Raw genomic sequence first — 19,013 nt, 5'->3', positions numbered from 1 at the left:
AATTTTTCCCTCCTTTTTTGTATTAATTATTAGTAGAATCCGAGCTTTTTATATGACTTTTAATGAAAATCATCTATTAAAAAAGGAGAGATATTTCATGACATTCAAACGTAAAAAGATTTCAGTGATTGGTTCAGGCTTTACAGGAGCGACGACAGCTTTCTTATTGGCGCAAAAAGAATTGGGCGACGTCGTTTTAGTGGATATTCCGCCAATGGAAAATCCGGCAAAAGGGAAAGCACTGGATATGACAGAAGCTAGTCCTGTTCAAGGGTTTGATGCTCGAGTCTCTGGTACATCAAATTACGAAGATACCAAAGACTCCGATTTAGTCATCATTACAGCAGGAATTGCGCGTAAACCGGGTATGAGCCGAGATGACCTGGTTCAAACCAATCAGAAAGTCATGAAGGCTGTTACAGCGGATATTGTGAAATACTCTCCTGATACGACGATCATTGTCTTGACGAATCCGGTTGATGCGATGACTTATACCGTCTTCCAGGCCTCCGGATTTCCAAAAGAACGCGTTATCGGACAATCCGGTGTACTCGACTCTGCCCGTTTCCGGACTTTTGTGGCGGAAGAGTTGAATGTATCGGTTAAAGATGTCACTGGATTCGTTCTTGGCGGCCATGGTGATGATATGGTGCCGCTCGTGCGTTATTCCTATGCAGGCGGTATTCCATTGGAAAAAATGATTTCCAAAGAACGGTTGGAAGAAATTGTAATGCGTACACGCAAAGGCGGAGCAGAAATCGTCAACCTTCTTGGAAATGGTTCAGCTTATTACGCGCCGGCTGCATCTCTGGTCGAGATGGCGGAAGCGATTATTAAAGATCAGCGCCGAATTTTGCCATCCATTGCTTATCTTGAAGGCGAGTATGGTTTAGATGGAATTTATTTGGGTGTACCGACTATACTGGGCGCTGGCGGCATCGAAAAAATCATTGAAATAGATTTAAATGAAGAAGAGGAAGCTTTGTTAAACAAATCGGCCGATTCAGTGAAAGCTGTAATGAAAGTATTGGCATAATCTATGATCTGCACAGAAGACGGGCGGGGATAATTCCCTGCCCTTTTTTTAGCCTATTGCCTTTTTAAAAGATTGCATTCGTTGTTGCTGTTTTTCCTGATACCTTAGGCGCTTGCACTTTCATTGGCTAAATTGATACTATAGGAGTATCAAGAAAATGGAGGGATGTTGTTTGTTGCTTGGGAAAAAGCGAAAATTAGGCCGGCGAGTGGAAGAGATCAAAATCGGCGAGAAACTAAAGCTGACAGAAAAGATTGAAGACAAAGATCTTCTGATCTATCTGGGTTTGACAAATGACAGCAACCCGCTGTATATTCAACACGATTTCGCTTCACAGACTTCTTTTGAAAAGCCTGTCGTACCGAACATCATGTTGACAGGCATTCTGACCTCGGCGGTGTCCAAGTATATACCGGGTCCTGGATCTTATATTACCAGCCAGCAGCTGACTTTCTTAAAACCTGTCTATCATTACGCGACCATCGATTTTTTATTGGAAGTCGTTGAAGTGGATATTAAGCATAATGAAGTAATCGTCCAGGTTGAAGGAATCGATGAAAAGGGTGAAATCGCGATACAAGGACAAATTACTGCAAACCCGCCGCAAATAGTAGAACAGATAACAACTCATACAACAGATAATGTCTAACGCGGTTTGAGATGGGGGTTTCAAACTGAGTGTGGAGGATGTAAAATGCCGAAGAAAATACTGATAATTGAAGATGAACATTCAATTGCGACCTTACTGTCCTATAATCTTGTTCAGGCCGGTTTTGAAACCATTATTGCAAATGACGGAAAACAGGGCTATGAATTGGCCCTCAGTGAAAATCCATCGTTGATTGTCTTGGATCTCATGCTGCCGTCGATGGACGGAGTGGAGGTTTGCAAATCGCTGCGCCAGCAAAAAATCAATACACCGATTATTATGCTGACGGCCAAAGGCGATGAGTTTGATAAGGTATTGGGGCTGGAGTTGGGAGCGGATGATTACATGACTAAGCCCTTCAGCCCCAGAGAAGTTGTAGCCCGTATAAAAGCTGTATTGAGAAGAGCCACTAATGTTCCAACGGCCACACCAGATTCTTCTACACCAATTTCTCTCGGCCAATTGGATGTCTATCCCGATCGATTTGAAGTTTTCCTTAATAAAGAACAGCTGGAATTTACACCAAAGGAATTTGAGCTGCTGGTGTATTTGATGGAAAACAAAAATCGGGTATTGACGCGTGATCAGTTGCTGAGTGCTGTATGGAAATATGATTTTGCAGGAGATACACGGATTGTTGATGTCCATATTAGTCATTTGCGCGATAAAATAGAAGAAAATAGCCGCAAGCCGACCTTTATTAAAACGATTCGGGGATTAGGCTATAAATTCGAGGAGCCGAAAAGTTCATGAAATCTTTTAGGCATCGCCTGCTTACCACGCTGCTGGTGTGGATCGGAATGATGCTGACTGGCTTATTCATTGTTGTGCTCCAGCTGATGCCCATCTATGAAAATGCCGAGGACAAGTCAGATATTTGGCTGATTTTGTTAGTCACATTTGCAGTTGCATTGCTTTTTTCAGCCATAATTGGCAGCCGGATCATTGAAGTGAATATTAAGCCGATTGAAAATGCCACAGAGACAGCTATGGAACTGCTAAAAGGCAATTACCGAGCACGTGCATCTGAATCCAATGCGCAGGGCAGTGTCGAATTGAGCAGGACCATCAACGTCTTGGCCCGAAATCTGCAGGAAATTACTGCAGTCAGGGTTATGGAACAAGAACGGCTGAAAACCCTGATTGAAAATATGGGCAGTGCGCTAATCATGATTGATCGGCAAGGTGCAGTTTCGCTAGTCAATAAACCTTTTCTGGAAGAATTCGACTTGGCTCCTGAAGCCGTAATGGGCAAGTTTTACAAAGAAATTCAAGTGCCTTATGAAGTGGAAGATTTTATCGAGAATGTTTTCATGACAGAAACGCATTCGCGCGCACAAATTGAATTTGTATCAGGCTTAAAAATCAAAAATCTCAATATCTACGGCGCACCTGTCATTGGAGAGCACCAGCGCTGGCTCGGAATCGTTATTGTGTTTCATGACATTACAGAGTTAAAAAGGCTGGAGCAGATCCGCAAAGATTTCGTGGCCAATGTTTCCCATGAGCTTCGGACACCGGTTACGTCCATAAAAGGTTTTTCAGAAACTTTGCTTGATGGTGCTTATGAAGATACCGAGACCTTACTGACGTTTTTGGGTATTATCCATACGGAAAGCAATCGGCTGGAGATGCTTATCAACGACCTGCTTGACCTTTCAAAAGTTGAACAAAGTGGTTTTGAAGTAAACGCGCAGCCGACAGATATGAAAGCTGTCATAAAAAGAGCGGTAGAAATGATACAGCCGAAAATCAATGAAAAATCCATTCAATTGAATTTAGAGATTAAGCCGGTGACTGTTTTAGGAGACTACAACCGCTTGATCCAGGTAATTATGAATCTCTTGATTAATGCCGTTACATATTCAACCAATCATACGGAAATTACCATCAGGCTCTTCGTCAAAGACGATCAAGCTGTCATTCAAGTGGAAGACCAGGGAATTGGAATAGAGAGCTCGGAAATCGGCCGGTTATTTGAACGTTTTTACCGTGTCGATCGAGCACGCAGCCGCAATTCAGGCGGCACCGGCCTTGGACTCTCCATTGTCAAACACTTAATCGAGGCGCATCATGGAAAAGTGGAAGTCGATAGCACTGTTGGAGTCGGCACCACCTTCACCATCCATTTGCCTTTGGCTAGTTAATTTTAGGAGGAAAGCATGGAAACTAAACACCCATTTTTGCCAATTATTATCGGTACAGACATGAACGCTTATAATATGGCTATTTCATTTCACGAAGCATATGGCATCAAGCCGATTTTGGTCGGCAAAGAACCTTTATCTTTTACCTCATTAAGCACCATTACGGAGACAATTGAATTTCGTTCAGGCTTGGCTGACGATTCCCAGTTTGCCAACATCCTGATCGACGTAGCAGAGAAGTACAGAGCTCCCGGCAAGACTCTTTTACTGATCGGCACAAATGATCTTTATGTCCGCTTGATTATCGAGAACGCTAAAATTTTGCGCGAGCATTATGTCTTTAATTATATTAATGAAGATTTGATGAATCAGCTCCAGGTCAAAGCGAATTTCTATGAACTTTGCAAAATACATGGCATTGACACGCCGACGACTTTTTTCTATGACTGTAATTCGACTGTGCCATTTGAAGAAGAGATGATGTTCCCCGTGATTATTAAGCCGAGCAATGGCATCGAATACACGAAGAACAAATTCGAAGGACAGCAGAAAGTCTATAAAGTCGAAAGTCCGAAACAAATGCACGAAGTCATCCAGCAAATCAAAGCAGGCGGCTACCGCGACGAATTAATCATCCAGGATTACATTCCGGGAGACGATACATTCATGTGGGATTCTGTGATTTATGCAAATTCCAAAGGGAAAACACAGCTGGTTACTTTTGCACAGGTTGTATTGCAGGAACATACAGTTACAGCAATCGGAAACTATACAGCGCTAATTACACGCTTTGACAAAGACATGATGGTCAAACTGCAGAATTTCCTTGAAGCGGTCGGCTATAATGGATTTGCAAACTTCGATTTGAAATACGATGCACGTGATAACAAATTCAAAGTATTTGAAGTGAACATTCGTCAAGGCCGTTCAAGCTATTACGTGACAGCCCTTGGTCACAATATGGCAGAGTATTTCGTCGATGATTTGATTTATCGTACCGATAAGCCTGTAACGTATTTAAATGAAGATTTCCTATTCACTGTAGTACCAAAAGCTGTATTGCGTAATTTTGTGGCAAACAAAGCCGTATTGAAAGACATCAAGCGTCTGATCAAAAAAGGCCAGTATGGCAATCCGCTATTCTACAAAAAAGACAAACACTTGAAGCGCAAAGTTTATCTGCTGGCACGCCAAGTGAATTATTATAAAAAGTATAAAAACAATCAATGGTAAATTTACAGAAGCTTAACACTGGCTTCACACTCGAATGGTAAGGTTTAATAGAACCCCCTTCAACCGCAAGATTTGAAAAAGAGCCCCTTCCCCGGGCTCTTTTTCTTTTTTTATGAAACTATTTCACTATCATTCCGTATGATAAGTAACAAGAAAAAGGGGGAACTACTATGACGACGAAAAAAGTACTGGCGGTGATCGGTCTGTCTATTGCCGGAATTCTGCTGCTGATCGCAGTTTTTACTTCCTGGTATACAGTAGATGAATCGGAACAAGCTGTCATCATCACATTTGGTGTAGCCAATGAAACCGTCACCGAGGCAGGTTTGCACTTTAAAATGCCTTGGCCGATACAGCAAGCCGAAATCCTGTCAAAAGAGACCTATAGCCTGCAATTCGGCTATAACCAGAACGCAGAAGGTGAAATTGTTGCTTTTGACAAAGAAACCAAGATGATCACTGGAGATGAAAACATCGTTCTGACAGATTTAGTGGTTCAGTGGAAAATCACCGATCCCAAAAAATACTTATTCAACGCAGAAGCACCGCAGGATATTTTGCATGATGCAACATCTGCATCCATCCGCTCCATTATCGGCAGTTCACTGATCGACGATGCGCTTACTTCCGGTAAAGCGGAAATTGAAGCGGAAACGCGCGATCTACTGGCCTCTCTCGTTGAGAAGTACGATATCGGCATTACAGTTTTGGCCGTCAAACTCCAAGATGTGGAGCTGCCGAATGAAGAAGTGCGTGCGGCATTCACGAACGTAACCGATGCCCGGGAAACGATGAATACAAAAATCAATGAAGCAAGAAAATATGAAAACCAGAAGCGCAACGAAGCGTTAGGAGAAAAAGCAGCAATCAATTCACGCGCAGAAGGACAGAAAGTATCACGGGTCCAACAGGCAACAGGAGATGTTGCGTTGTTCGACAAACTGTATTTGGAATATGAAAACAACCCGGAAGTTACCAAGCAACGGATTATTATGGAAACACTCGAATCAGTCCTGCCGAATGCTAAATTATACATCATGAATGATGAAGGCGGTACGATGAAATATCTCCCGCTAGACGGGCTGCAAACGGCCGTTCCACCAGCGGCTGAAACTGAAGAAGAAGGGGGCGGCAACTGATGGAACCGAATAAACCCTTAGGCGAAGCGAAAAAATACAATCCTTATGAAATGCCAAAGAAGAAAAAAGAGCCGAAAGATCCTATTGATTTTAAAAAATACTGGAAACTGATTGTCGGTATGATTGTGGCATTTGTGCTACTGCTGATTGTCCTAACGAATGTATATGTAGTGAAAGAAAATGAATACCGGGTCGTCCGCCAATTCGGGGAAGTTGTGAAAATCCAGGAGGAACCAGGCATTAAAATGAAAGTGCCTTTTATCCAAAGTGTAACGACTTTGCCGAACTACCAGATGACTTACGATGTTTCTGAAGCGGAAATCAACACGAAAGACAAAAAACGCATCATTATTGATAATTATGCGGTATGGCATGTAGTGAATCCGCTTGATCTTATCTCAAATGCTGGAACGATCGTCAATGCCGAATCTCGGATGGAAGAATTTATTTATTCAGTCGTGCGGACAGAGCTAGGGCAATTAGATTACGACGAGATCATCAACGATGAAAATTCATCCCGCGGCAGCTTGAACGATAATGTCACAGCTAAAGTAAACGAATTATTGGAAACCGACCAATACGGTATTCAGGTTATGGACGTACGTATTAAGCGAACAGATTTGCCGGAAGAAAATGAGCAGTCGGTTTATACGCGAATGATTTCAGAGCGTGAGTCTACTGCTCAGGATTATTTGTCCCAAGGAGATGCAAAAAAACAAGAAATTGAAGCGCAAGCTGATCGTGAAGCGCAGGAAGTGATTGCGACTGCCCGTAAAGAAGCCGCATTAATCCAAGCGGAAGGGGAATCGGAAGCTGCTAAAATTTACAATGAATCATTCTCGAAAGATCCGGAATTCTACGAGCTCTACCGCTCGCTGGAATCCTACAAAAAAACAATCGGTGATGACACGGTAATTATTCTGCCATCAGATTCACCGTACGCAGATATTCTATCCGGTAATTTCAACTAAGGCCATGGCCGTTATTTCTCTTCTATTTGCCCGCGTGGTAAAATAAAGGGAATGACGGCTTTTTTTTATGGAGAGGGGTAATTTTGTGGCAAAGAAAATACTTTTATTAGATGGGAACAGTTTGGCATATCGCGCGTTTTTCGCCTTGCCGCTGTTGACTAACGAAAACGGCATTCATACAAATGCAGTATACGGATTCACGATGATGCTCCAAAAGATACTGGATGAAGAAAAGCCAACGCATATGATTGTGGCTTTTGATGCGGGAAAAACGACTTTCCGGCATAAGACTTTCAGTGAATACAAAGGCGGACGGCAAAAGACGCCGCCTGAGCTGTCCGAACAATTTCCTTATTTAAGAAAATTGATCGATGCTTACCGCATCAAGCGCTATGAATTGGAAAACTACGAAGCAGATGACATTATTGGAACTTTGAGCCTTGAAGCAGAGCGAGAAGGCGACGAAGTCGTGGTCATTTCTGGAGATAAAGATTTGACGCAATTGGCTTCGCCGTCGACGACGGTTTATATTACACGGAAAGGCATCACCGATATCGAGAAGTATACGGTGGAACACATTCAGGAGAAATACGGCCTGACTCCAAATCAAATCATCGATATGAAAGGTCTAATGGGAGATGCTTCGGATAATATTCCAGGTGTTCCGGGCGTAGGCGAAAAAACAGCATTGAAATTATTGGCTGCACATGGCTCCGTTGAAGGTGTTTACGAAGCTATTGAGCAACAAAAAGGGAAAATGAAGGAAAAATTGGTTGCCAATGAGGACCTGGCTTACATCAGCAAGCAACTGGCGACGATCGAGCGCAATGCGCCAATTGATATCAGTATCGACGAACTGAGCTATGCAGGGCCCGATCAGGACGAATTGGTAAAGGTATGGAACGAACTGGCGTTTAAATCCTTATTGGAGAAAATGGAATACACTGCGGAAGAAACCGTTAAAGAAGAATTAACGTTCGAAGTACTCACCAGCATCGATCCTTCTATATTAAAGGACGAGATGGCAGTTCATCTCGAATTGTACGATGAACATTACCATAGCTGTGATCTGCTGGGAGTATCTTTGGCGACTGAGACAGAAACATATGTAATTCCAATGGATGTCGTCGATCAGTCAAAAGAGTTCCGTGCCTGGTTCAAAGATCCGTCGACCAAGAAGTTTATGGCGGATTCCAAAGCGGCGACAGCAGCATTTCTTCGTTTCGGCATAGAACTAAAAGGTGTCGATTTTGATTTGATGCTTGGGGCGTATATCGTTAACCCTTCGCTGACCTATACGGACATGGCGAGCATCGTCCAGGAATACGGCTATACCGACGTATCAACAAACGAACAAATTTATGGAAAAGGCGCTAAAAAGAAAGTACCTGAAGATGTGATTCTCAATGAGCATATTGCAAGAAAAGCGCGCACCATTTGGAAAGTTCGTCCGCTTGTGATGGAAAAGCTTGAAGAGAATGAACAATTCGATCTTTACGACAAATTGGAGCTGCCATTGGCAACGGTGCTTGGACAAATGGAATCTCTCGGTGTCATGGTTGACCGCAATCAATTATCCGAAATGGGCAAGGAATTATCCCATAAGCTGGAGAAAATCGAGTCGGACATTTATGGACTTGCTGGGCAGGAATTCAATATCAATTCCCCTAAACAATTGGGTGTGGTGTTATTCGAAAAGCTGGGATTGCCGGCGTTAAAGAAAACCAAAACAGGCTATTCGACAGCTGCAGATGTTCTGGAGAAACTGGAAGGCCAGCATGAAATTATTTCCCATATTTTACTGTATCGCCAGCTTGGCAAACTATTGTCTACTTATATAGAAGGTTTATTAAAAGAAATTCATGAAGATGGCAAAGTTCACACTCGATTCCAGCAGGCACTCACGACGACTGGCCGACTCAGTTCGACCAACCCGAACCTGCAGAACATTCCAGTGCGTCTTGAAGAAGGCCGCAAGATCCGCAAGGCTTTTGTTCCTTCAGAACCCGGCTGGGTAATGGTAGCTGCTGACTATTCACAAATCGAACTGCGGGTGCTCGCGGATATGTCGGAAGATGAACGTTTGGTTCAAGCTTTTAAAGACGACCGTGATATCCACACCACGACAGCAAGCGATGTTTTCCATGTGCCTGCAGAACAAGTGACAGGGGATATGCGTCGTGCAGCAAAAGCTGTTAACTTCGGAATCGTCTACGGCATTAGCGATTATGGGTTGTCTCAGAACTTGAACATTACACGCAAAGAAGCAGCGGCGTTCATCGATCGTTATTTCGCAAGCTTCCCTGGGGTTAAAAGCTATATGACCACCATAGTGGCAGATGCTAAACGTGATGGGTTCGTTACGACTTTGATGAACCGCCGCCGTTATTTGCCGGACATTACCAGCTCTAATTTCAACTTGCGCAGCTTTGCAGAGCGGACGGCAATGAATACGCCGATCCAGGGCAGTGCAGCGGATATCATTAAAAAAGCGATGATTGACATGGACGCCGCTTTGGAACGTGAAGACATGCAGACGCGCATGCTGCTGCAAGTACACGATGAATTGATTTTTGAAGCACCACCTGAGGAACTCGATCAGCTGATGAAGCTGGTGCCTGAGGTCATGGAGAATGCAGTTAAGCTGAGCGTTCCATTGAAAGTGGACATCGCACACGGCGCAACCTGGTACGATACTAAATGACAGGAGGGCAACGATATGCCTGAACTTCCAGAAGTGGAAGGTGTCGTTCGGCAGATCCGCCCCGTTTCCATTGGAAAAAAGATTGAGGCAGTAGCGGTATCAGATACGATCCGCACGTCCAAAACAAATGGCAAAGAAGCGATCATCAAACGGATGGATGCCGACCTTTTCATTGATCATCTGGTCGGCGCGCAAATCATCCGTGTCGAACGGCGCAGCAAATATATTTATTTTACATTAAGAAAAGAGCATGAATTTTTATTAGTCAATCATTTAGGGATGTCGGGAGCCTGGTTCTATATCGACCAGCTCCAGTCTATTCCGGAGGATAAATTCCGTCGCCACATTCACGTGGTGTTGACATTAAGTGACGGCAAATTACTGGCATTTTCAGATATCCGTCGTTTCGGCGAGATGAGGGTATTGGAGGAAGAAGGGGATTTTCCGCCTTTACTGCTGATGGCGCCAGAGCCCTTTGAAGCAGTAGCACTTGACCACTTCCTATTGATGGCTGAAAGTCCGAAATACAAGAACAAGCCGATCAAGGAAGTCATCATGGACGGACAGGTCATTTCCGGCTGCGGCAATATTTATGCAACAGAAGCACTTTTCAAGATGAAAATCCATCCAAAGCGTTCCGCGGGACGCATCAGTCGGAAACGCAAAGTGGAATTGTTTGAGGCCATTGTTGCCGTGTTGCTGGAAAGCATTGATGCAGGAGGCAGCACGATTTCGGATTACCGGAACGTCAACGGGGAATCGGGCAGTATGCAAAATCGTTTCGGAATGTATGGGAAAAAACAATGCCTAGATTGCGGCACGATGACAAAAACCTTGAAAATCGGTGGACGGGCGTCTGTATATTGCCCTAGCTGCCAGAAATGAGGATGGATGATGATCATTGGATTAACAGGCAGTATTGCCAGTGGTAAAAGTACAGTATCTGAGATGCTGAAAAAATCAGGTTTTCCGATTATCGATGCCGATCTTGTGGCACGTCAAGTAGTAGAACCAGGATCTGAGACCTTGGCGGAAATTGCCAAGGCTTTCGGACCCAAGGTGATACGCGAAGACGGAACGATGGACCGGGCTAAAGTTGGAGAAATCATTTTTAATGATCCCGCAAGCCGCAAAGTTCTGAATGATATTATCCATCCGGCAATCCGCCAGGAAATGCTTCAACAGCGCCGGGACTTTTTGGCGCAAGGATATAAGACAATCATCATGGATATTCCTTTATTGTTTGAAAGCCGTCTCCAGCATCTTGTAGACAAAATTTTGGTTGTTAGCGTCACTGAGGAAAATCAGTTTAACCGCTTAGTTGAGCGGAATGGTTTTTCGGAAAAAGAGGCACGATCACGCATCAGTTCCCAATTGCCGATGTCTGTAAAAGAAGATGGTGCAGATGCCGTCATCTATAACAATGGAACCTTGGATGAAACAAAATGGCAATTGAACCGAATATTAGAAAAGTGGCAAGTCAGTCCAGAAAAAGAATAAAAAGATATCCTGCTTTTAAGGTTCTCTAATGGTTAATTGTGTTATACTATATAAGAAATTAAAAACATCAGTATAACTTAATTATAAATGGAGGACTCCTACATGACAGTTTCTATTGCAATTAACGGATTTGGCCGTATTGGCCGTATGGTTTTCAGACAGGCGATAATGATGGATGATGTGACAATTACGGCAGTCAATGCCACTTATCCAGCTGAAACCCTTGCGCATTTGATTAAGTATGACACAAATCACGGCACCTTCGCTGGTGACGTATCTTCTGAAGAAGATGCATTAATTGTAAACGGGAAACGAGTTCAATTGGTAAGTGAACGCGACCCATTGAATCTGCCATGGAAAGAAATGGGCATCGATATTGTCATCGAAGCGACCGGGAAGTTCAATGCTCGGGACAAAGCAGCCCTGCATCTGGAAGCAGGGGCGAAAAAAGTAATTTTAACAGCTCCTGGCAAGAAAGAGGATATCACAATTGTTATGGGAGTAAATGACGACAAGCTGGATATCGATAAGCATGATATTATTTCCAATGCCAGCTGTACGACAAACTGCCTGGCCCCAGTGGTAAAGGTATTGCATGATAAATTTGGTATTGAAAACGGTTTGATGACAACGATTCATTCCTACACAAACGATCAGCAGAACTTGGATAATCCACACAAAGATCTTCGTCGTGCGCGTGCATGTGCACAATCAATCATTCCAACTTCTACAGGTGCTGCGAAAGCGCTGTCATTGGTGATGCCCGAGCTCCAAGGCAAGTTGCATGGTATGGCATTGCGGGTTCCAACTCCAAACGTATCTTTGGTGGATCTGGTTGTTGACTTGGAAACACAAGTGACAATCGAGGAAGTTAATCAAGCTTTTGAAGAAGCTTCAGAAAATGGTTTGGAAGGCATTTTAAGCTTGACGATGGAGCCATTGGTTTCTGTCGATTTCAACAGCAATCCGAATTCAGCCATTGTAGATGGATTGTCCACCATGGTAATTGGTGACCGAAAAGTGAAAGTTCTGGCTTGGTATGACAATGAATGGGGATACTCAGCACGCGTAATTGATTTGACTAAAAAAGTCGCAAACGCGATGGTGCTGGTATCTAAATAAGGCTTAAAGCCCCGTTTCTCCGTTTGTAAATGGAGAAACGGGGCTTTTTATGGAAAATATAATGAAAAAAATTCAGGATTAATAAGATATTATGATTGCATTTACAATAAATCCGTTTTATACTATGAATCGTAGCTAAAAAGCGGCTACCACTTCTGAATTTCCACAATGCATCTCGGAATTAGGAGCGTAAGAATTTTATTCACATGACTGCTTAAAGGGTTAGGACCTCTTTGGACTAACTTTCCCCCGTGGTAGTCAACTTTGAATATTTTGCGCAAAAACCAAAATGATATCAAAGGGGGAAAACGAACCATGGAAACAATGGGACGTCACGTAATCGCAGAACTTTGGCAGTGTGATTTTGACAAATTAAACGATATGGATTTTATCGAACAAACTTTTGTTGATGCAGCACTGAAGTCCGGAGCTGAAGTAAGAGAAGTAGCTTTTCACAAATTCGCACCACAGGGTGTCAGCGGAGTTGTGATCATTTCTGAATCTCACTTAACTATTCATAGCTTTCCGGAACATGGCTATGCGAGTGTAGATGTTTACACTTGCGGCGATCTAGATCCGACAATTGCAGCGGATTATATCGCAAAAGCACTAGGTTCACAATCGAGCGAGCTTGTAGAAGTACCGCGCGGTATGGGTCCAGTCAGCGTTGGAAAATCCAAAGTTTCAGTAACAGCATAATCCATTTAACAAAAAACACGTAAAGCAGAGGATAAAATCCTCTGCTTTTTCTATTTTACTAAGGAATTTTTGTTATACTAGATACACTAGATAGAGAATTTAGGGAGATGTCAAAATGAAATGTCCAGCTTGCCAACATAACGGCACACGTGTTGTCGATTCACGGCCAATAGATGAAATGAAGTCAATCAGAAGGCGTAGAGAATGTGAATCATGCGGATACCGCTTTACCACTTTCGAGAAAGTGGAGGAGATGCCGCTGATTGTCGTCAAAAAAGATGGCTCGCGTGAAGAATTCAGCCGAGAAAAAGTTTTGCGCGGTTTAATTCGTGCGTGTGAAAAGCGGCCGGTATCTCTGGAAGTCCTGGAAGAAGTCGTTTTTACCATTGAGAAAGACCTTCGCCGGGCGGGCAACCCGGAAGTTAAATCCGAAGAAGTCGGGGAATTGGTCATGAACCGCCTGGCAACAATCGATGAAGTGGCATATGTGCGCTTTGCCTCTGTTTATCGCCAATTCAAAGACATCACTGTTTTTATCGACGAACTGAAGGATTTGCTGAATAAAAGTCCGGAAGACAAGAAAATCGACTAAGGCGGTGACTTATGACTGCGTACTATAAAGAACTGCAGCCTGCTGATTCCTATCGCATCCGGTTGCCTTATCCGTTTTCGAATTATGATCGGCAACTGCTGACTCTGTTGTATCAGCCCATGATCGGGGCAGAAGCCATCGCGTTTTATTTGACGCTATGGGCTGAAGGGGAAGCATCTAAGGAAGAGGCAACCCATTACACGTTAATGAACACATTAGGAAATCCGATTTCAAAAATATTTGAAGCGCGCATTCAACTGGAAGCGATCGGTCTGCTGAAAACCTATCGAAAAGACAGTGGCGATCGCTCCTTCATATATGAATTATGCCCGCCCTTGGATCCGAAAACCTTTTTTATGGATCCACTACTGTCGATGTTTCTATTCAGCAAAATTGGAGAACCATCCTATCGCCGAGTGAGGGATCGATTTTTAGTCCAAACTGAAATTCCTTCTGATTTTAAAGAAGTGTCACGGACTTTCACAGATATTTTTCAACCGGTCCACGCTAAAGCTGGTTATCCATCTATGCAGCAGGACTTGCAGGGGCGGAAAAAAGGGAACTATGAAGCAGATACTGAATTCGATTTTGCGTTGCTTAGACAAGGTCTTTCAGAGCAGCTCGTTCCCAAAAAAGTGCTGACCGCTACCATTAAGGATTTCATTTCAAAACTGGCTTATTTGTATAGCTGGGGACCATTGGAGATGCAGAAAGTTATCTTGCTGGCAATCGAAGATGATTATAAATTGACGGTGGAAGGGCTGAAAAAATCAGCATCCGAATACTATAAGCTGACGGTTTCTACGACAGCACCACAGCTTGTTCAAGTGCATAAGGAAACTCCCGAGACGGCAATAGAAACTCCGAAAACAAAGCAGGACGAGCTGCTAATCTATCTCGAGACGGCACCTCCTATTCAAGTACTTCGTGACATCGCAGACGGCAATGAACCGCTGCCTGCAGATGTCCAGCTCGCCAATCAATTGGTTGTCACCCACGGCATGAAGCCGGCTGTCGTCAATGTCCTGCTTCAGTATGTTCTTTTGCGCACCGATATGAAGCTGACCAAAACCTATGTGGAAAAAATCGCTTCGCATTGGCTGCGGAAAAATGTCACGACTGCAAAAGAAGCGATGGAACTGGCACGCATCGAACATACACAATATATGAAATGGAAGTCCGAAGGGTCACCCACAACGGTCGCTAAACCGTTTACGGGCAATGGAAACCGCAAACCGGTGCGTGAAGAAAAGCTGCCGGAATGGTTCCATAAAAAAGATCAGGCAGCTGCTGCCAAGACAGAGCCAAAAAACGAAAGCTTGGAAGTGGAGAAGCAAAAACTACTTGCGAAACTTGCGCTGAAGAAAGGAAAAGGTGGTTAAATGGAACCGATTCGCGAAACATTAAAACGTGTGGTCAATGCGCCTGCTTTCTCTGAGCGTTATAGTGAAATGCGCAAGGAAGTGCTGGAACATCCCGGCGTCCAAAAGTTTTTGGAAAATCATGCTGAAGAAATTGATACACCAACTATTGATAAAGGGTTGGGTAAGTTATACGAGTACATCGATCAGTCCCACGATTGCAATAAATGCCCGAGCCTTGGCGCCTGCATCAACCATTTGAAAGGCTTTGAACCGAACCTGGTATTGGAACGGGGAAACATCGGCATCTCCTATACGAAATGCCGCCTGAAAGAAGCAAATGACAATAAGCGCCACGCTTCATCGCTGATCCACAGCATGTACATGCCGAAAGAAGTCATGCAGGCGACATTGTCCGGTTTTGATTTGGATGACAGCCGCATGGAAGCGTTCCGTGCTGTCGGAGATTTTTTGGACCAGGCGACCGGCCCCGACAACTTGCCTGAAAAAGGATTGTATCTTTACGGCCAATTCGGCATCGGCAAGTCTTATTTATTGAGTGCGGTAGCCAATGAGCTGGCTGAGATAAACGTCAAATCCGTTTTGGTTTTTGTTCCGGAATTTATGCGGGAAATGAAACAAGCTATCGGCGATCAGACCTTGCAGGAAAAAGTGGATTACGTCAAAAAAGCGGATGTGCTGATGCTTGATGACATTGGTGCAGAAGCCATGTCGAGCTGGACGCGGGACGAAGTGCTGGGGACAATTCTCCATTACCGGATGTCGGAAAAATTGCCGACGTTCATGTCCTCGAACTTCAGTTATTCTGAATTGGAATATCATCTGACATACTCGCAGCGCGGTGAAAAAGAGGATTTGAAAGCCGCACGAATCATGGAACGTATTCGCGCATTGACCAAACCGGTTAAGCTCGACGGACGCAACCGACGAAATTAAGCTGAAGAACTATTGCGTTTTATAACATTTCGGTTTATAGTAATAACAATCGATTCAAGATTTTACATGCCTTGACAAGGACATGAGCGGAATTATTCGACTTTCAGAGAGAGAAGCCCTGGCTGTAAGCTTCTTAAGTACCGGAAATCCCGTTTACCCCCTTCGAGCAGCAGCTGTGAACAGACTCCTCAGTAGCAGCTGACGGAACCGGCCCGTTAGCCGATGCAGAGCTTCATTCTGAACGGATCTGTCCGTTCAGAATAGAAGAAGGGTGGAACCACGAACTAAAGCTTCGTCCCTTTTGGGATGGGGCTTTTTTGTGTGGAAAAAAGAAAGGTGGAAGCGGCCGTAAAGGTTCGCCAGGCATAAGACAGACCAGCAATGTGGCGTTCTTTGCCACATAGTTGGGTTGGCTTATGACCCGAGAACCTGGCCGCTGGAGCTGGACAAAGAAAAGCGGAAATGGCCGCTTTGCTCCGACAGGTATAAGATGGACTTCCGAAGTGGTGCTTTTGCCGCGTTGGAAGGGCAGCTTATGACCCGAGGAGCAGGCCATTGCAGCTGGACAAAGAAAAGCGGAAGCGGCCGTATAGAGGAACGTAAGCTAAAAGCGCGACTTCCTGTCGCAACGCTTACATGATCCGCATCCTGCGGACCTCCGACAGACTTAAGGTGAACTGCCGAAGCGGCCGCTAAATACTAACGGAAATGCCTGTCCAGACCCTGTGGCAGAGGCATTTTCAACAGATTTAACTAAAAGGAGAGATTGGCATGGCAGACATGATTCAACTGAAATTCCCTGATGGAGCAGTAAAAGAATTTGAACAGGGCACTACTACTGAAGAAATTGCACAATCAATCAGCCCAGGATTGCGTAAAAAGGCGTTGGCCGGCAAAGTAGGCGATAACTTGGTAGACTTGCGTGCGCCTTTGCAGGAAAATGGAGAAATCGCCATCATCACACCCGAATCCGATGAAGCATTAGAAGTTTTACGCCACAGCACTGCTCATTTATTGGCGCAGGCAATTAAGCGTATGTATCCGGACGCGAAGCTTGGTGTTGGTCCCGTTATCGAAAACGGCTTCTATTATGATATCGATACAGAATCAGCGATCACTTCAGACGACTTGCCGCTGATCGAGAAAGAAATGAAGAAAATCATCAATGAGAACATCGAAATCACTCGTCATGACGTAACTCGCGCAGAAGCCCAGAAACGTTTTGCAGCGATTGAGGATCCATACAAATTGGAACTTCTTGAAGCGATTCCTGAAGACGATCAAGTTTCCATCTATGAGCAGGGTGACTTTTTCGATCTTTGCCGAGGCATTCACGTGCCGTCAACTGGGAAACTGAAAGAGTTCAAATTATTAAGTGTGGCTGGTGCCTATTGGAGAGGAAACAGCGACAACAAAATGCTTCAGCGCATTTATGGAACTGCCTTCTTCAAAAAAGAGGATTTGAAAGCCCATCTTGAAATGCTGGAGGAAGCGAAGGAACGCGACCACCGCAAAATCGGGAAAGAGCTGGATTTATTCATGAACTCCCAAAAAGTGGGCCAGGGATTGCCGATGTGGCTTCCAAAAGGTGCGACAATCCGCCGCATCATCGAACGCTACATTGTCGATAAAGAAGAGCGTTTGGGCTATGACCACGTGTATACACCGGTAATGGGCAGTGTGGAGCTGTATAAAACAAGCGGACACTGGGATCATTATCAGGAAGACATGTTCCCTGTCATGAAAATGGACAACGAAGAATTGGTGCTGCGCCCGATGAACTGCCCGCATCACATGATGATCTTTAAACAAGGAATTCATTCGTATCGCCAGTTGCCGATCCGCATTGCGGAACTTGGCCTGATGCACCGCTATGAAATGTCAGGTGCTTTATCAGGGCTTCAGCGTGTTCGCGGCATGACATTGAATGACGCTCATATCTTTGTCCGTCCAGACCAGATCAAAGATGAATTCAAACGCGTCGTCAATTTGGTGGTAGAAGTCTATAAGGATTTCGATATCAAAGATTATTCATTCCGCTTGTCTTACCGGGATCCGGAAGATAAAGAAAAATATTTTGATGATGACGCTATGTGGAACCGTGCACAAGCTATGTTGAAAGAAGCGATGGATGAGCTTGAAATCGATTATGTAGAAGTGGAAGGCGAAGCAGCATTCTACGGACCAAAAGTCGATGTCCAAGTGAAAACTGCGCTTGGGAAAGAAGAGACGCTGTCTACTGTACAGCTTGATTTCCTTTTGCCTGAACGCTTTGATTTGTCGTATATCGGCGAAGACGGCAAACAGCACCGTCCGGTCGTTATCCACCGCGGAGTCGTATCGACAATGGAACGATTTGTTGCCTTCTTGATCGAAGAATACAAAGGAGCCTTCCCGACATGGCTCGCGCCCGTGCAAGTAGAACTGATTCCAGTATCGCTTGATGCTCACAGCGACTACACAAAAGAACTGCAGGAAAAACTGCAGAATCATAAAATCCGTGTCGATATCGATGAGCGCGATGAAAAACTAGGCTATAAAATCCGTGAAGCGCAAATGCAGAAAGTGCCTTATATGCTCGTAATTGGCGATAAAGAACTGGAAGATGGTTCTGTCAATGTCCGAAAATACGGCGAACAGAAATCCGAAAGCATGCCATTTGATGACTTCGTGAAACTGGTTCAAAGCGAACTTCGCTAGAATGGTTGACAGGTCCAAAGGCACGTGATACTATAAATAAGGTTATAGAATACTTATATGTGCAAGCAGGAGCACCCGCTTCTCACCTGATCGACCGATTGTTGGCAGGTATACACGATTGACTTTTACATGCAGAAAGAAGCATGTTGTCATATTTGCGGGTGGACCTCTGTGGTCCATCCGCTTTTGTTTTGATCGGAACC

16 protein-coding genes and 1 other annotated feature are annotated in these 19,013 nt (G+C 44.3%); all 16 genes read left to right on the top strand.

Translation table 11 applies throughout. The annotated features are described in order from the left end of the window. Positions 1–97 precede the first annotated feature (97 nt). The 16 genes from mdh to thrS all read left to right on the top strand — a co-directional run bounded on the left by mdh (position 98) and on the right by thrS (position 18,810). Positions 98–1,036, top strand: coding sequence for a malate dehydrogenase (mdh, locus tag FQV26_RS11570; RefSeq protein WP_146557620.1), 939 nt, complete (start codon positions 98–100; stop codon positions 1,034–1,036). 172 nt (positions 1,037–1,208) lie between these two features. Further along, on the top strand, positions 1,209–1,685 hold the full coding sequence (locus FQV26_RS11565) for a MaoC/PaaZ C-terminal domain-containing protein (protein ID WP_146557811.1): 477 nt from the start codon (positions 1,209–1,211) through the stop codon (positions 1,683–1,685). A 45-nt stretch (positions 1,686–1,730) separates the two neighbouring features. After that, entirely contained in the window at positions 1,731–2,438 is a 708-nt protein-coding gene (locus FQV26_RS11560) for a response regulator transcription factor (RefSeq protein WP_146557619.1), read from the top strand. Beyond that, the gene (gene pnpS / locus FQV26_RS11555; protein WP_146557618.1) at positions 2,435–3,832 is read left to right on the top strand and encodes a two-component system histidine kinase PnpS; all 1,398 of its coding nucleotides are present in this window, start codon (positions 2,435–2,437) and stop codon (positions 3,830–3,832) included. The genes FQV26_RS11560 and pnpS overlap by 4 nt, the downstream gene beginning before the upstream one ends. 15 nt (positions 3,833–3,847) lie before the next feature. After that, positions 3,848–5,065 carry a carboxylate--amine ligase gene (locus tag FQV26_RS11550; protein ID WP_146557617.1) on the top strand — a complete coding sequence of 406 codons (1,218 nt, stop codon included), beginning with the start codon at positions 3,848–3,850 and terminating at the stop codon, positions 5,063–5,065. A gap of 170 nt (positions 5,066–5,235) precedes the next feature. Continuing rightward, positions 5,236–6,204, top strand: coding sequence for an FtsH protease activity modulator HflK (gene hflK, locus FQV26_RS11545; RefSeq protein WP_146557616.1), 969 nt, complete (start codon positions 5,236–5,238; stop codon positions 6,202–6,204). Continuing rightward, positions 6,204–7,175 carry a protease modulator HflC gene (gene hflC, locus FQV26_RS11540; RefSeq protein ID WP_146557615.1) on the top strand — a complete coding sequence of 324 codons (972 nt, stop codon included), beginning with the start codon at positions 6,204–6,206 and terminating at the stop codon, positions 7,173–7,175. The genes hflK and hflC overlap by 1 nt, the downstream gene beginning before the upstream one ends. Positions 7,176–7,242: 67 nt before the next feature. Continuing rightward, positions 7,243–9,879 (top strand): DNA polymerase I, encoded by a 2,637-nt coding sequence (polA, locus tag FQV26_RS11535; protein ID WP_146557614.1) that lies wholly within the window; start codon positions 7,243–7,245, stop codon positions 9,877–9,879. A gap of 15 nt (positions 9,880–9,894) precedes the next feature. After that, positions 9,895–10,764, top strand: a complete 870-nt coding sequence (gene mutM / locus FQV26_RS11530) for a bifunctional DNA-formamidopyrimidine glycosylase/DNA-(apurinic or apyrimidinic site) lyase (RefSeq protein WP_146557613.1) — start codon at positions 9,895–9,897, stop codon at positions 10,762–10,764. A 9-nt stretch (positions 10,765–10,773) separates the two neighbouring features. Beyond that, positions 10,774–11,379 (top strand): dephospho-CoA kinase, encoded by a 606-nt coding sequence (coaE, locus tag FQV26_RS11525; protein WP_146557612.1) that lies wholly within the window; start codon positions 10,774–10,776, stop codon positions 11,377–11,379. 102 nt (positions 11,380–11,481) lie between these two features. Further along, positions 11,482–12,501 carry a glyceraldehyde-3-phosphate dehydrogenase gene (locus tag FQV26_RS11520; RefSeq protein WP_146557611.1) on the top strand — a complete coding sequence of 340 codons (1,020 nt, stop codon included), beginning with the start codon at positions 11,482–11,484 and terminating at the stop codon, positions 12,499–12,501. A gap of 315 nt (positions 12,502–12,816) precedes the next feature. Continuing rightward, positions 12,817–13,200, top strand: a complete 384-nt coding sequence (gene speD, locus FQV26_RS11515; protein ID WP_146557610.1) for an adenosylmethionine decarboxylase — start codon at positions 12,817–12,819, stop codon at positions 13,198–13,200. A 115-nt stretch (positions 13,201–13,315) separates the two neighbouring features. Beyond that, positions 13,316–13,792 carry a transcriptional regulator NrdR gene (gene nrdR / locus FQV26_RS11510; RefSeq protein ID WP_146557609.1) on the top strand — a complete coding sequence of 159 codons (477 nt, stop codon included), beginning with the start codon at positions 13,316–13,318 and terminating at the stop codon, positions 13,790–13,792. 11 nt (positions 13,793–13,803) lie between these two features. Next, positions 13,804–15,174, top strand: a complete 1,371-nt coding sequence (locus FQV26_RS11505; RefSeq protein WP_146557608.1) for a replication initiation and membrane attachment family protein — start codon at positions 13,804–13,806, stop codon at positions 15,172–15,174. After that, entirely contained in the window at positions 15,175–16,110 is a 936-nt protein-coding gene (gene dnaI, locus FQV26_RS11500; protein WP_146557607.1) for a primosomal protein DnaI, read from the top strand. A gap of 771 nt (positions 16,111–16,881) precedes the next feature. After that, on the top strand, positions 16,882–18,810 hold the full coding sequence (thrS, locus tag FQV26_RS11495; protein WP_146557606.1) for a threonine--tRNA ligase: 1,929 nt from the start codon (positions 16,882–16,884) through the stop codon (positions 18,808–18,810). A 57-nt stretch (positions 18,811–18,867) separates the two neighbouring features. Further along, positions 18,868–19,008: a sequence feature (ribosomal protein L20 leader region), on the top strand. Positions 19,009–19,013 lie beyond the last annotated feature (5 nt).

It is taken from the genome of Planococcus sp. CPCC 101016 (genome assembly GCF_007859295.1).
Taxonomy (GTDB): domain Bacteria; phylum Bacillota; class Bacilli; order Bacillales_A; family Planococcaceae; genus Planococcus.
Note: the sequence above shows the minus strand (reverse complement) of the source record. Positions and strands in the feature narration are given on the sequence as shown.